The sequence below is a fragment of the Actinomadura litoris genome (assembly GCF_009733595.1).
In the GTDB taxonomy this organism is placed as follows: Bacteria; Actinomycetota; Actinomycetes; order Streptosporangiales; family Streptosporangiaceae; genus Spirillospora; species Spirillospora litoris.
Map to the genome: position 1 here is coordinate 1 of NZ_WOFH01000028.1, position 13,441 is coordinate 13,441.

Sequence of the window (13,441 nt, forward strand, 5' to 3'; positions counted from 1 at the left end):
TCTCCATCAAGGCCACACGACCACCCAGGGGGCGAACCCCGAGCAGCCAAACCTCAGAAGAAAATCCCAGCAAACACCAACCCCCCGAAAGAGGCCGGTGCATTGCCTCAAAGAAATCCCCGACCCCGACCACCCTCCCGAAGAAGGACGAACAGGGCCACGGGGCGACCCGACCGCATCACGGCCGGGCCGATAAAGGCACTGGCTTTTAACACGCTGTTGAGTTCTTAAGAAACGGACACCCACCGCGCCGAACCCGCTTCCGCGAGCCCCGCTCCGGGGCAACCTCTCTAACTTACCTGATTCGCCGCCGCTGTCAAGAAGACCGATGAAGATCTTTTCGACGAGCGGAGGATCATCCGGATTCACTCGCACGGACGACGACGAGCCGAAGACCCGTCATGATCGCTTCGAGTGAGAGTGCCCATCGGGCCGGCCACCTTGCGGCGTCCTGCATCCCGTTCCGGGCCAACCAGACCATCGTACCTCAGTCCGAGCGAGGCTCGAACCGCTTTTCTCAGGTCTCGTTCCCCGGGGCCGACCGCCTTCCGGCGTCCCGCATCCCCTTGGGGCAGGTGGAACATTAGGGTCGCCCGGCACCATCGTCAAACCGAGATCGGCCAGGGTTTCTTCCCGTTCACCGCGAGCGGAGCGCGCCGTCCCTGTGACCTCGTGCTTCTCCCTGGGCGTGGCACCCGTCACAGTCCGTCGGCGGCTACTCCAGCCGCCGGTAGACCGACAGGACGAAGGACAGCGGCACCGGCACCGGATCCGGTAGCCGTTCCAGCCTTGGCCAGAGCTGCTCCGCCGGGACGTGGTGGGCGCTGGGGCCCATGGCGACGAGCGTGGCGACCTCGGGGTGGGACAGGAGCGCCTCGGTCTCGATGTTCTGCCGGGTGTCCAGCTTGAAGTAGCCGGCGAGTGCCGCGTCGGTGCGCTCGGTCTTGCGTTCGTCGATCGTGACGAGGCCGAGTGCCTCCACGAGCGGGCCGAGGTGGGCGGACGACGGCGTGACGGTGAAGAGCAGCCCGTCCTCGTGCAGGACGCGGTGGAACTCGGCGGCGTTGCGTGGCGCGAAGACGTTCAGGACGGTTCCGGCCGCGCCGTCCCGCACGGGAAGCGGCCGCCACAGGTCGGCGACGACGGCCCCGGCGCGCCGGTGCGCCCTGGCGGCGCGGCGGGCGGCGTGCTTGGAGATGTCGAGCGCGAGGCCGAGCGCGTGCGGGGACCGGTCCAGAACGCGGCCGAGGTAATGGCCCGTCCCGGCGCCGGCGTCCAGGACGAGGGACGCGCCGTCCAGGCTGCGGGCGACGCTTCTGGCGAGGCGTTCGGCGGGAGCGGTGAAGTGCCCGGCGGTGAGGAACTCGTCACGGGCGCGGACCATCTCGGGGGTGTCCGCCGTGCCGGGGCGGGCGTTGCCGGGCAGCAGGTTCGCGTATCCCTGCCGCGCGATGTCGAAGGCGTGCCCGGCCGGGCAGCGCAGTCCGCGGTCCGCCATCGCGAGGTCCGCTCCGCACACGGGGCACACCAGGTATTGGACGACATCGGCGAGCATCGCTCCATCATCGTCCATGGACGGCGCGGAACGGGCGGGGTGGCCCGCATCTTTGCCATCGTGCCGCTCGGCGGACGGCTGGGCGTCCCATACCCGCAACCCAGGGTGCGGGCGGCGTGGACCGGCACGCGAAACGCGAACGCCCCGGCCGGAACCGGCCAGCGTCCGCGCGAGGGGCGTAGGGCAAGGATTGAGGACCCGGCCCTAGCCCAGGGGTTCAGGACTCCACACGCCGCCGGACGTCCTCCATGTCGAGGCCGCGGACCTGCTCGATCACGTTCTCCAGCACCGGCTCGGGCAGCGCGCCCGGCTCGGCGAAGACGATCACGCCGTCGCGGATCGCCATCAGGGTCGGGATCGAGCTGATGCCGAACCGCTCGGACAGCTCCGGCTGGGCCTCGGTGTCGACCTTGGCGAAGGTGATGTCCTCGTGCTTGCCCGCCGACTTCTCGAACACCGGCGCGAACCGCTTGCAGGGTCCGCACCAGTCGGCCCAGAAGTCGACCAGGACGATGCCGTCCCCTTGCGCCACCTCGTCGAAGTTCTCGGTGGTGAGCGTGACGGTCGTCATGTCGGTTTCTCCTCAGTCGGGGTATCAGGACGGTAGAGCGGCTAACAGCCCCGCAGTATTCCCCACCCGGGAATCACAGAGCGGTAATTAGCGTTGTCCCCTTAGGGAGATCGCACCGGAGAAGGGTCAGGATGGCTGCAACCCGTACCAAGGGCGACAGGGTCGACGTGCCCGACAAGGACCTTGTCGGAGCGTACCTCGACCGGATCGGCCGCACCCCCCTGCTCGACGCGCAGGAGGAGGTCGATCTGGCGAAGGCGATCGAAGGGGGCCTGTACGCCGAGCAACTCCTCGACGAGGGGACCGTGCCCGAGGGCGCGACCCGCGAGGAGTTGGAGGAGCTGACCGCGGCGGGGCTGCGCGCCAAGCAGCGCTTCGTCGAGGCCAACCTCCGGCTCGTGGTCTCGATCGCCCGCAAGTACCCGACCGACTCGTTGCCCCTCATCGACCTCATCCAGGAGGGGAACCTGGGGCTGATGCGCGCGGTGGAGAAGTTCGACTACCGCCGCGGCTTCAAGTTCTCCACGTACGCGACATGGTGGATCAGGCAGGCGATCGGGCGTGGGCTGAGTCACACGGCCCGCACGATCCGGCTGCCCGTCCACGTCGAGGAGGAGTTGTCCCGGCTGCGCCGCGCGGAGCGGCAGCTCGGCCGCGACCTCGGCCGCGAACCGACCCGCGAGGAGCTGGCGGTGTCGCTGGGCGCGGACGCGGAGCACGTCGATGAGCTGCTGCGCTGGCGCCGCGACCCCGCGAGCCTCGACGCGACCGTCGACGACGCGGGCGAGACGCCGATGGGCGACCTGCTGGAGGATCCCGACGCGGTCACGCCGGAGGCGGAGATCCTCGCGCTGGACGACATCGAGGGCCTCGCCCGGCTGCTGGAGCGCCTGCCCGAGCGCGAGTCGGCGATCCTGCGCGCCCGGTTCGGCATGGACAGCGGGCAGCCGCTGTCGTACGCCCAGATCGGCGCCCGCTACGGGCTGAGCCACAACCGCGTCCGGCAGATCACCGACCGCTCGCTGCGCCGCCTGCGCCAGCTCGCGGGCGAGGCGGAGCTGAGCGGCCGCAGGACGCTCGCGGGCGCGGCGTCGGGGCAGGGCGAGCCCGTCCGGGCCGGGGCCCGGAGCCAGGCCGCCTGAACACCGGCGGCCTGACGGTGCGGGGCCGTGCGCCCCGCGGCCCCGGGACGTCTCCGTGCCGGGGCCGCCCGGCCGGTTCCGGCCCGGCGCCTGGTGCCGTAGCGCGCGGCGTGTCATAGCCTTTTCGCGTGAGTATCTCCAGCGGCCCCGCAGACCTCGACGCCTGGCGCGGCCTCCCCGCCCTCCAGCAACCCGACTGGGACGATCCGGACGAGGTTCGCGCGGTCGCCGCCGAGCTCGCCGCGCAGCCCCCGCTCGTCTTCGCCGGCGAGTGCGACCAGCTCAAGGCCCAGCTCGCCGACGTGGCGCGCGGCGAGGCGTTCGTCCTCCAGGGCGGTGACTGCGCGGAGACGTTCGACGGCTCGAACGCCGACGCGGTGAAGAACAAGTTGAAGACCCTGCTGCAAATGGCGGTCGTGCTCACCTACGCCGCCAGCGTGCCGGTCGTGAAGATCGGACGGATGGCGGGGCAGTACGCCAAGCCGCGCTCCAAGCCCGTCGAGGTGCGCGACGGCGTGGAGCTTCCCGCCTACCGGGGCGACGCGGTGAACGGCCTCGGGTTCGACGCCGAGTCCCGCCGCAACGACCCGCACCGGCTGTTGAAGGCCTACCACTGCTCGGCGGTGACGCTGAACCTGTGCCGGGCGTTCACCAAGGGCGGCTACGCCGACCTGCGGCAGGTGCACGCCTGGAACCAGGACTTCGTGGCGCAGAGCCCGGCGGGCCGCCGCTACGAGCGGGTCGCGGGCGAGATCGACCGGGCGCTGACGTTCATGAAGGCGTGCGGGGTGAACCCCGAGGAGTTCCACGGGGTGGAGTTCTACTCCAGCCACGAGGCGCTGCTGCTGGAATACGAGCGGGCGCTGACCCGCGTCGACCACCTCAGCGGCCTCCCCTACGACGTGTCGGCGCACTTCCTGTGGCTCGGTGAGCGCACCCGGCAGCTCGACGGGGCGCACGTGGAGTTCCTGCGGCACATCCGCAACCCGATCGGGGTGAAGCTGGGGCCGACGACGACGGCCGACGACGCGCTCGCGCTGATCGACCGGCTCAACCCGGAGGGCGAGCCGGGCCGGCTGACGTTCATCACCCGCATGGGCGCGGGCAAGGTCCGGGACGCGCTGCCGGCGCTGATCGAGAAGGTGCACCAGAGCGGCGCGCCCGTCGCGTGGATCTGCGACCCGATGCACGGCAACACCTTCGAGGCGCCGAGCGGGCACAAGACCCGGCGGCTGGACGACGTGCTGGACGAGCTGGCCGGGTTCTTCGAGGTGCACCGCGCCCTCGGGACGCACCCGGGCGGCATCCACATCGAGTTCACCGGCGACGACGTCACCGAGTGCGTGGGCGGCGGCCAGGGGCTCGTCGAGGGCGACCTCCACCAGCGCTACGAGACGGCCTGCGACCCCCGGCTCAACCGCGGTCAGTCGCTGGACCTGGCGTTCATGGTCGCGGAGCTGTACCGCAAGTCGTCCTGACCGCCGTCCGGACCACGCGAGATCGCGAAGGGCCCCGCGCATCGATCCGGTGCGCGGGGCCTCGTCCGTCCTGGGAGATCGCCCGGTGCGGCCGCGTGGCCGCCACCGGGCAGGGCGCGGTCCAGCGCCGGAGGCGGGTCAGATGTTGACCTCGGCCCAGACGACCTTGCCACCGGTCACGGGGTCGGCGCCCCAGGAGGTCGCGAAGCGGTCGACGATGAACAGGCCGCGGTGCGACTCGTCCAGGGGGCCGGGGACGGTCAGCCGGGGCAGTTGCGCGGCGCGGTCGCGGACCTCGACGCGGACCCGGCCGGTGCCGCGCAGCAGCCGCAGCTCCAGCGCCGTGCCCGCGTGCCGGACGGCGTTGGCGACGAGCTCGGCGACGATCGCGGTGACGAGTTCCTCGCGCTCCATCAGGGCCCAGGTGCGCATCGTGCGGGCGGCGAGTCGGCGCGCGTACTCGACCGCCTCGGTCTGGGGCGCCGCGCGCAGGGTGGTCTCGGTCATCGGGTCGGTCACTCCGCCCGCTCGCCGTTCTTCATCGTGTCCCGCCCCTTCCGGTCACCGCCGCGGCCCGCGGGAGAGGCCCCGCGGGCGCCTGTGCCCTTGTGAACGCGCGAGCGCCCGCCCGCGTGCCCGCCCGCGTGCCCGTCACCGTCCATCGGCCGGTGCCTCCTCCGCCGGGCCGGCGATGAGGAACCGGTCGAGGCCGGTGGTCCGCAGGACGTTCTCCACCCGGCCGTAGGCGCCGGTGACGGTGAGCGCGGCGTTCTGCGCGCGTGCGTGTTTGTAGGCACGGACCAGAACGTTCAGACCCGAGGAGTCGCAGAAGTCGACCGCCGTGAGGTCGACGACGACCACCCGCTCCCCCGCGTCGACGAGTTCGGTCAGCCGCGACCGCAGCTCGTCGGAGGAATGCAGGTCGATGGAGCCGCGCGCGGCGATCGTCGCGCGGCCGTCCTGTCGCGTCGTGTGCAAGGCAAGCCCCACGCCACCCCACCTTACCGATTGTAGGTCTTCATCATGACGCCCGTAGAACGATGAGGGCAACGTCGTCGTTCGACGGCTCGGGCCCGAAGTCGCGTACCGCTCGCTGGATCCGGGCGGCGACCGCGCCCGCACTCAGCCCCGTGCACCCGGCCAGCAGCCGCTCCAGGCCGCGGCCGTCACCGAGGAGGCGGGTGCCCGAGCGCCGCTCGGTGACGCCGTCGGTGACGCACAGCAGCACCTCGCCCCGGCGCAGCTCGACGGTGTCGGTGTGGAACTCCACGCCGTCGAACACACCGAGCAGCGGCTGGGGGGTGGCGACCTCGCGGACGCCGCCGGCCGGGTCCAGGACCAGCGGCGGCGGGTGGCCGGCGCTGGTCAGCCTGATCGTCACGCCGTCGCGCCGCCGCCGGGCGGTGATCTCGCCGTGCAGCAGGGTGAGCAGCCGCCCGCGCTCGCCCTCGCCGAGGATCAGCCGGTTGAGGCGGGCGAGGACGGCGGGAACGGACAGGTCCTCGGCGGCGAGGATCCGCAGCGCGTGCCGGGCGAGGCCGGTGACGGCGGCGGCCTCGGGGCCGGTGCCGCAGACGTCGCCGATGGCGAAGCGCCAGTGCGCGGCGGGCCCGCCGGGGCGCGGCCCGCTCTCGAACACGTCGTAGAAGTCGCCGCCGACCTCGCTGCCCTCCCCCGCCGGCTCGTAGACGACGGCGACCTCCAGGCCGGGGATCTCGGGGATGGCGGGCGGCAGGAGGCTGCGCTGCAGGGCGCTGCTCATGGCGGTCTGGGCGGAGAACAGCCGGGCGTTGTCGACGGCGAGGGCGGCGCGGCGGCTCAGCTCCTCGGCCAGCTCGATCGCGCTGCGGGGGAACCGGTCACCGGACGGGCGGCCGATGACGATCGTGCCGATGCGCCGGCCCCGGGCGACGAGCGGGAAGGCGTAGACCTGGTCGTCGGCGGTGGCCCCGGCGGCGGCGCGGACCTCCTCGGGGGCGGTGGCGAGGCCGCTCCAGGGCGAGGAGACGTCGACCGGCGGGGTGGCGCCCGCGTGGTCGAGCAGCTCGCGCAGGCCGTCGGCGCGGGTCTCGTCAGCGTGCCAGACGTAGGCGAGCTTGGCCGGCTCGGAGCCGTCGGTGTTGTAGACGGCGCACCAGGTCGCCAGGCGCGGGACGACGAGCTGGGCGACCAGCGCCATCGTCCGCTCCTGGTCGAGGGTGCCGGCGAGCAGGTCGCTGGCTTCGGCGACGAAGCTGAGCCAGCCGCGCCAGGACCGTTCCAGTTCGCCGACCCTGGCCTTCTCCAGCGACAGCGACATCTCGTCGGCGAGCCGTCCGAGCCGGGCGCCGTCGGCCTCCGCGAACCGCCCCGAGACCGAGGAGACGGCGACGAGGAGACCGGTGAGGCGGCCGCCGGACTCCAGCGGCGCGGCGGCGAGCGACCTGGCGCGCAGGGCCACGGCGGTGGGGTCGGAGGAGTCGGCGGCGACCCAGGGCGATCCGGCGCGGGCGTCGGGGCCGAGCGCGGGCACCGACAGCTCGCCGAGCGGGATCTCGGCGGCGGTGCCGGCGGACGCGCCCATGATCAGCCGTCCGTCGCGCTCGGTGAGCAGGACGGCGGCGCCCTCGGCCGCCAGGACCTCCCGGACGGTGGCGACGCCGTCCTCCAGCGCCTCGACGGCGGCGGGCGAGCGCAGCAGCCGGTCGCCCGCGGCGGGCCCTTCGCCGACCGCGTCGCCGCTCAGCCGGGGGTCGCGCGCCGGGGCGGAGGGGCCGCCGGACGCGCCGCCCTGCTCCAGCGCCGGATGGGTGTCGCGGACCGCGGCGGCCTCGCGGGCGGACGTCCCGTTGTCGTCGCCGGGGCCGCGGCCGAGGTTCTCCCCGCCGAACGGCCGCGCGGGCCCCGAGCCGTTGGCCGCGCCCGGACGCGGCAGGGTGAACCACACGCCCTTGGTGCGGCGGTCGTAGGAGACGCCCCAGGACGAGGCGAGCCGGGCGATGGAGGGCAGGCCGCGCCCGCTGGAGGCGGTGACGCCCGGCATCTCGATACCGCGGGTGGGGTGCCGGTCGCGGACCTCGACCTTGATCTCGCCGTCCTCCAGGCGGCAGGTCACCTCGAAGGAAGTCCCGGCGTAGGCGATCGCGTTGGTCGCCAGCTCGCTGGTCGCGAGGACCGCGTCGTCGACGGCCTCCTCCATGCCCCAGTCGGCGAGCACCTTCCGGACGAAGCGGCGCGCGTCCGCCACCGCCGCGGCGGCGGACGGGAAGGTGGCCGACGCCGTCTGCCGATCCAATGTCGTCCCTCGTTCGATGCGTCTCTACCGGGCGTGGCTATCGTGACAGACTGGTCGACCGCCCGGCCAGGAGAGCCGTGATCTGGGCCGCGCCGCGCGCGTGACCTCGGTCGACCGGCCCCTCGCACAACACGACAGACCGTAACACGAAGACTACGGGCGCGGATCCCAGGCCGTTACCGTACCTTTACCCGGGCTCGCGCGGAACCGGTTCCAGGCTGCTCGGGGACGTAGAGTACAGATGCGGCCCGCTGAAGGAATCCGTGGTATCCGGGTAACACGACGATCGCGGGCCAGGAGGATGAAGAGCATGCCGCGTACCGCGTCCCGTGCCCGCCCCGGCGGGTCTCGTGACAGGACTCCGCGTTACAGCGACGCCGACCTCGAACCGCTGCTGAAGGCGCTCGCCGCCGTCCGCGACGGGAAGATCGCGCAGGAGCTGGACGTGCCGGGCGAGGGCGCCGTGGCGGAGGCCGCGGGCATCCTGGAGGAGATCAGGCAGAACGGCCAGGAGCTGACCTCGGGGCTGAGCCGCGTCCGGCGCGAGATCGGCCGGGAGGGGCACCTGCACGGCCGCCTGACCCCTGGGACGCTGAAGGGGTCGTGGGCGGCGGCCGTCGAGGACTCCAACGCGATCATCGGGAAGCTGACCGACCTCGCCACCGGGATGCACCAGGTGGTGGAGGCCGTCGCGAAGGGCGACCTGTCCCAGCGGGTGGAGCTGCGGGTCCGGGGCCGTCCGATGCGCGGGGAGCTGCTGCGCATGGCCAGGTCGGTGAACGGGATGGTCGAGCTGCTCGACCAGTTCACCTGGGAGGTCACCCAGTTCGCGCGGGAGGTCGGCACCGAGGGGCGGCTCGGCGGGCAGGCCCCCTCGCGCGGGATGACGGGCCGCTGGCGGGACGTGACGGCGTCGGTGAACGCGATGGCGAACCGGCTGACCGCGCAGGTCCGCGACATCGCGGAGGTCACCACGGCGGTCGCGAAGGGCGACCTGACCCGCAAGGTCACCGTCGAGGCGTCGGGTGAGCTGCAGGAGCTCAAGCTCACCGTGAACACGATGGTCGACCAGCTATCGGCGTTCGCCGACGAGGTGACGCGGGTGGCGCGCGAGGTCGGCACGGAGGGCCAGCTCGGCGGCCAGGCGAACGTGCGGGGCGTCAGCGGTGTGTGGAAGAACCTCACCGACAACGTCAACGCGATGGCGAACAACCTGACCTACCAGGTCCGCAACATCGCCCAGGTCACCACGGCGGTGGCGGAGGGCGACCTCGGCAAGAAGATCACAGTGGACGCGCAGGGCGAGATCCTCCAGCTCAAGCTGACCGTGAACCAGATGGTGGACACGCTGTCGGCGTTCGCCGACGAGGTCACCCGCGTCGCCCGCGAGGTCGGCACCGAGGGCCGGCTCGGCGGCCAGGCGCGCGTGCCGGGCGGCAGCGGCGTCTGGAAGGACCTGACCAACAACGTCAACGGGATGGCGTCGAACCTGACCTACCAGGTCCGCAACATCGCGCAGGTCACCACCGCGGTCGCGCAGGGCGACCTGACCAAGAAGATCACGGTGGACGCGCAGGGCGAGATCCTCCAGCTCAAGGACACCGTGAACACGATGGTGGACACGCTGTCGGGGTTCGCCGACGAGGTCACCCGCGTGGCCCGCGAGGTCGGCACCGAGGGCCGGCTCGGCGGCCAGGCGCGGGTGGCGGGGGTCAGCGGGGTCTGGAAGGACCTCACCAACAACGTGAACTCGATGGCCAACAACCTGACCACGCAGGTCCGCGGCATCGCGACCGTGACGACGGCGGTGGCGCAGGGCGACCTCACCCGCAAGATCGAGGTGGACGCGCAGGGCGAGATCCTCCAGCTCAAGGACACCCTTAACACGATGGTCGACACGCTGTCGGCGTTCGCGGACGAGGTCAGCCGCGTCGCCCGCGAGGTCGGCACCGAGGGGCGCCTCGGCGGCCAGGCGATCGTGCCCGGCGCGGGCGGCATGTGGAAAGACCTGACCGACAACGTCAACGGCATGGCGTCGAACCTGACCTACCAGGTCCGCAACATCGCGCAGGTCGCGACGGCGGTCGCGCACGGCGACCTGACCCGCCGCATCGACGTGAACGCCCAGGGCGAGATCCTGGAGCTGAAGACGACGCTGAACAAGATGGTCGACACGCTGTCCTCGTTCGCCTCGGAGGTCACCCGCGTGGCCCGCGAGGTCGGCAGCGAGGGGCGGCTCGGCGGGCAGGCCGAGGTCGAGGGCGTGTCGGGCACCTGGAAGCGGCTGACCGAGAGCGTCAACGAGCTGGCCGGGAACCTGACCACGCAGGTCCGCGCGATCGGCGAGGTGGCGAGCGCGGTCGCCACCGGCGACCTGACCCGGACGATCACGGTGGAGGCGCGCGGCGAGGTCGCCGAGCTGTCGGACAACGTGAACCTGATGGTCGCGACCCTGCGCGAGACGACCCGCGCCAACGAGGAGCAGGACTGGCTCAAGACCAACCTGGCGCGGATCGGCGGCCTCATGCAGGGCCACCGCGACCTCCTCCAGGTCGCCGAGCTGATCATGCGGGAGCTGACCCCGACCGCGAGCGCCCAGTACGGCGCGTTCTACCTGGCCGAGAACACCGGCGAGGAGACCGAGCTGGTGCTGATCGCCGGGTACGGGACGCGGCGGGGCCGGACGGGCGCCGTCCGGTTCGCGCTGGGCGAGGGCCTGGTCGGGCAGGCCGCGCAGGAGCGCCGGACGCTGCTGATCGCCGACGCCCCCGCCGACTACGTCAAGATCGGCTCGGGGCTGGGCGAGGCGTCCCCGGTCAACATCATCGTGCTGCCGATCGTGTTCGAGGACGCGGTGCTCGGCGCGATCGAGCTGGCCTCCTTCGGCCGGTTCACCGACGTCCACCTGGCCTTCTTCAGCCAGCTGATCGAGACGATCGGGGTCACGCTGAACGCGATCCGCGCCAACACCCGCACCGAGGCGCTGCTGGACGAGTCGCAGCGGCTCGCGCAGGAGCTGCAGGAGCGCTCGGACGAGCTGCAGCGCCAGCAGGGTGAGCTTCGCCACTCCAACACCGAGCTGGAGGAGAAGGCGGCGCTGCTGGCCCAGCAGAACCGCGCGATCGAGATCCAGAACTTCCAGATCGAGCAGGCCAGGCGGACGCTGGAGGAGCGCGCCGAGCAGCTCGCGATCTCCTCGCGGTACAAGTCGGAGTTCCTGGCGAACATGTCGCACGAGCTGCGGACGCCGCTGAACAGCCTGCTCGTGCTGGCCAAGCTGCTGTCGGAGAACCAGGGCGGCAACCTCACCGACAAGCAGGTGGAGTTCTCCCAGACCATCCACGACTCCGGCACCGACCTGCTGGAGCTGATCAACGACATCCTGGACCTGGCCAAGGTCGAGGCGGGCAAGATGGAGGTGCACCCGCAGCGGCTGTCGGTGTCGGCGCTGGTCGACTACGTGGAGGCGACGTTCCGGCCGCTGTCGGTCGACAAGGGCCTGCACTTCGGGGTGGAGGTCGCCGCCGACGTCCCGCCGATCCTGAACACCGACGAGCAGCGGCTCCAGCAGGTGCTGCGCAACCTGCTGTCCAACGCGGTGAAGTTCACCGCCGAGGGCGAGGTGCGGCTGCTGATCGAGCGGGCCGGCGACATCGACTTCACGCTGCCCGCCCTGTGGAACACCCCCGACGTGATCGCCTTCCGGGTGATCGACACCGGGATCGGGGTCAGCGCCGACAAGCTCCAGGAGATCTTCGAGCCGTTCCAGCAGGGCGACGGGACGACCAGCCGCCGCTACGGCGGCACCGGCCTCGGCCTGTCGATCAGCCGGAACATCGCGCGGCTGCTCGGCGGGGAGATCCACGCCGAGAGCGAGCCGGGGCGCGGCAGCGTGTTCACGCTGTACCTGCCGGCCCACTACAGCGAGCCCGACGGGCGGCGCCGCTCGGCGGCGGTGGACGAGCCGGGCGCCGCGTCCGGCGTCGTGCCCGGCCTGGCGGCGGGCGCCGGCGACGGCGCGGGAGCCGCCGGAGGCGGAGCCGTGGTGGCGGCCGGGCACGAGAACGGGATGGGGGGCGAGCGGCGCTCCCCGGGCGGCGACCGCCCGGGCGAGGGCGAGGCCGCCGTGGGCGGCCTGATGGAGGGGCCGCCCGCCGACTTCCTCGACACGGTGCTGTCGGGCCGCAAGGTGCTGATCGTCGACGACGACGTCCGCAACGTGTTCGCGCTGACCAGCGTCCTGGAGGGCTACGGGATGGAGGTGCTGTACGCCGAGGACGGGCAGGCCGGAATCGACGTCCTGCACCGCAACCCCGACGTCGCGATCGTGCTGATGGACGTGATGATGCCCGGCCTGGACGGCTACGCGACCACGGCGGCGATCCGGGAGATGCCGCAGTTCGCCGAGCTGCCGATCATCGTGATCACCGCGAAGGTGATGAAGGGGGACCGGGAGAAGAGCCTGGACTCCGGCGCCTCGGACTACGTGCCCAAACCCGTGGACGTCGATCATCTGCTTGACGTCATGCGGAACTGGCTGCAACCCTCCATCGTCCGCTGACGTGCGGCCGGGCTGGGTAGGGTCGCTCTGGGCGCCCGCCCGGCCGGCGGCGGGCCCGACCGGAAACCGGAGAGAGACGACGCGTGGACGACAAGGCGAAGATCCTGCTCGTGGACGACCGCGAGGAGAACCTCATCGCGCTGGAGGCCATCCTCAGCTCGCTCGATCAGGATCTGGTCCGGGCGCGGTCGGGTGAGGACGCGCTGAAGGCGCTGCTCACCGACGAGTACGCCGTCATCCTGCTGGACGTCGTGATGCCCGGGATGGACGGGTTCGAGACGGCCCGCGACATCAAGCGCCGCAAGAAGACCCGCGACCTGCCGATCATCTTCCTCACCGCGGTGAACAGCGACCCCGACTACGCCTTCCGCGGGTACGCGGCGGGGGCGGTCGACTTCATCTCCAAGCCGTTCGACCCGTGGGTGCTGCGGGCGAAGGTGTCGGTGTTCGTGGAGCTGCACAACAAGAACAAGCAGCTCCGCGACCAGACGACGCTGCTGCGCGAGCAGGCCGCACTGCTGCGCGAGCAGTCGGCGCTGCTCCAGGTGCGCCCGGCCGACTCCGCGCACGAGCGGGACCCGGCGGCCGGACCGGACCCGGCGGAGCACCTCGCGGCGGTGCGGGAGCAGGCGGAGACGCTCGGCAAGCGGGTGCCGGCCGGCCTGCGCGGCGAGTTCGACGAGCTCGACCGCCGCCTGGACGCCCTGCGCGCCTCGCTCGAAGGCGACGTCGAGGGCTAGATCGTTGATGGGGGTTTGCTGAACCGGTCGCAGGCATGGTGAAGGGCGCCCATGATCAGTGTGTGAAGACAAACCTGGACGCCCTTCTGACCGCACTCTATGTCCATCTGGACGACCACG

The 13,441-nt window shown here is 72.0% G+C and carries 9 protein-coding genes; 4 read left to right on the top strand and 5 right to left on the bottom strand.

The window, feature by feature from the left end; all coding sequences use genetic code 11:
- Window positions 1-715: 715 nt before the first annotated feature.
- Complete coding sequence (locus tag GNZ18_RS40535; RefSeq protein ID WP_246251339.1) at window positions 716-1,573, bottom strand: putative RNA methyltransferase; 858 nt, start codon at window positions 1,571-1,573, stop codon at window positions 716-718.
- Between the two features lie 199 nt (window positions 1,574-1,772).
- Window positions 1,773-2,126 (bottom strand): thioredoxin, encoded by a 354-nt coding sequence (gene trxA, locus GNZ18_RS40540; protein ID WP_156222911.1) that lies wholly within the window; start codon window positions 2,124-2,126, stop codon window positions 1,773-1,775.
- 131 nt (window positions 2,127-2,257) lie between these two features.
- Between trxA and GNZ18_RS40545 the strand changes: the two genes are divergently transcribed.
- Entirely contained in the window at window positions 2,258-3,268 is a 1,011-nt protein-coding gene (locus GNZ18_RS40545) for a sigma-70 family RNA polymerase sigma factor (RefSeq protein WP_246251340.1), read from the top strand.
- A gap of 134 nt (window positions 3,269-3,402) precedes the next feature.
- Complete coding sequence (locus GNZ18_RS40550; RefSeq protein ID WP_372492406.1) at window positions 3,403-4,746, top strand: class II 3-deoxy-7-phosphoheptulonate synthase; 1,344 nt, start codon at window positions 3,403-3,405, stop codon at window positions 4,744-4,746.
- Window positions 4,747-4,884: 138 nt separating this feature from the next.
- Here GNZ18_RS40550 and GNZ18_RS40555 read toward each other — a convergent pair whose 3' ends face one another.
- The 3 genes from GNZ18_RS40555 to GNZ18_RS40565 all read right to left on the bottom strand — a co-directional run bounded on the left by GNZ18_RS40555 (window position 4,885) and on the right by GNZ18_RS40565 (window position 8,020).
- The gene (locus tag GNZ18_RS40555) at window positions 4,885-5,253 is read right to left on the bottom strand and encodes an ATP-binding protein (protein ID WP_156222913.1); all 369 of its coding nucleotides are present in this window, start codon (window positions 5,251-5,253) and stop codon (window positions 4,885-4,887) included.
- 144 nt (window positions 5,254-5,397) lie between these two features.
- A complete protein-coding gene (locus GNZ18_RS40560; protein ID WP_214621044.1) occupies window positions 5,398-5,736 on the bottom strand; it encodes an STAS domain-containing protein in 339 nt (112 codons plus the stop codon).
- 31 nt (window positions 5,737-5,767) lie between these two features.
- The gene (locus GNZ18_RS40565; RefSeq protein ID WP_156222916.1) at window positions 5,768-8,020 is read right to left on the bottom strand and encodes a SpoIIE family protein phosphatase; all 2,253 of its coding nucleotides are present in this window, start codon (window positions 8,018-8,020) and stop codon (window positions 5,768-5,770) included.
- A 310-nt stretch (window positions 8,021-8,330) separates the two neighbouring features.
- Between GNZ18_RS40565 and GNZ18_RS40570 the strand changes: the two genes are divergently transcribed.
- Together GNZ18_RS40570 and GNZ18_RS40575 are read left to right on the top strand one after the other, a co-directional pair.
- Window positions 8,331-12,581 (top strand): hybrid sensor histidine kinase/response regulator, encoded by a 4,251-nt coding sequence (locus tag GNZ18_RS40570; RefSeq protein WP_246251341.1) that lies wholly within the window; start codon window positions 8,331-8,333, stop codon window positions 12,579-12,581.
- Window positions 12,582-12,664: 83 nt separating this feature from the next.
- The gene (locus GNZ18_RS40575) at window positions 12,665-13,321 is read left to right on the top strand and encodes a response regulator (RefSeq protein WP_214621042.1); all 657 of its coding nucleotides are present in this window, start codon (window positions 12,665-12,667) and stop codon (window positions 13,319-13,321) included.
- Window positions 13,322-13,441 lie beyond the last annotated feature (120 nt).

What these genes read in the sequence shown, in the direction of transcription:
- trxA (WP_156222911.1), bottom strand. Translation starts at nt 2,126, where the DNA reads ATGACGACCGTCACGCTCACCACCGAGAACTTCGACGAGGTGGCGCAA.
- GNZ18_RS40545 (WP_246251340.1), top strand. Translation starts at nt 2,258, where the DNA reads ATGGCTGCAACCCGTACCAAGGGCGACAGGGTCGACGTGCCCGACAAG.
- GNZ18_RS40570 (WP_246251341.1), top strand. Translation starts at nt 8,331, where the DNA reads ATGCCGCGTACCGCGTCCCGTGCCCGCCCCGGCGGGTCTCGTGACAGG.
- GNZ18_RS40535 (WP_246251339.1), bottom strand. Translation starts at nt 1,573, where the DNA reads ATGGACGATGATGGAGCGATGCTCGCCGATGTCGTCCAATACCTGGTG.
- GNZ18_RS40555 (WP_156222913.1), bottom strand. Translation starts at nt 5,253, where the DNA reads ATGACCGAGACCACCCTGCGCGCGGCGCCCCAGACCGAGGCGGTCGAG.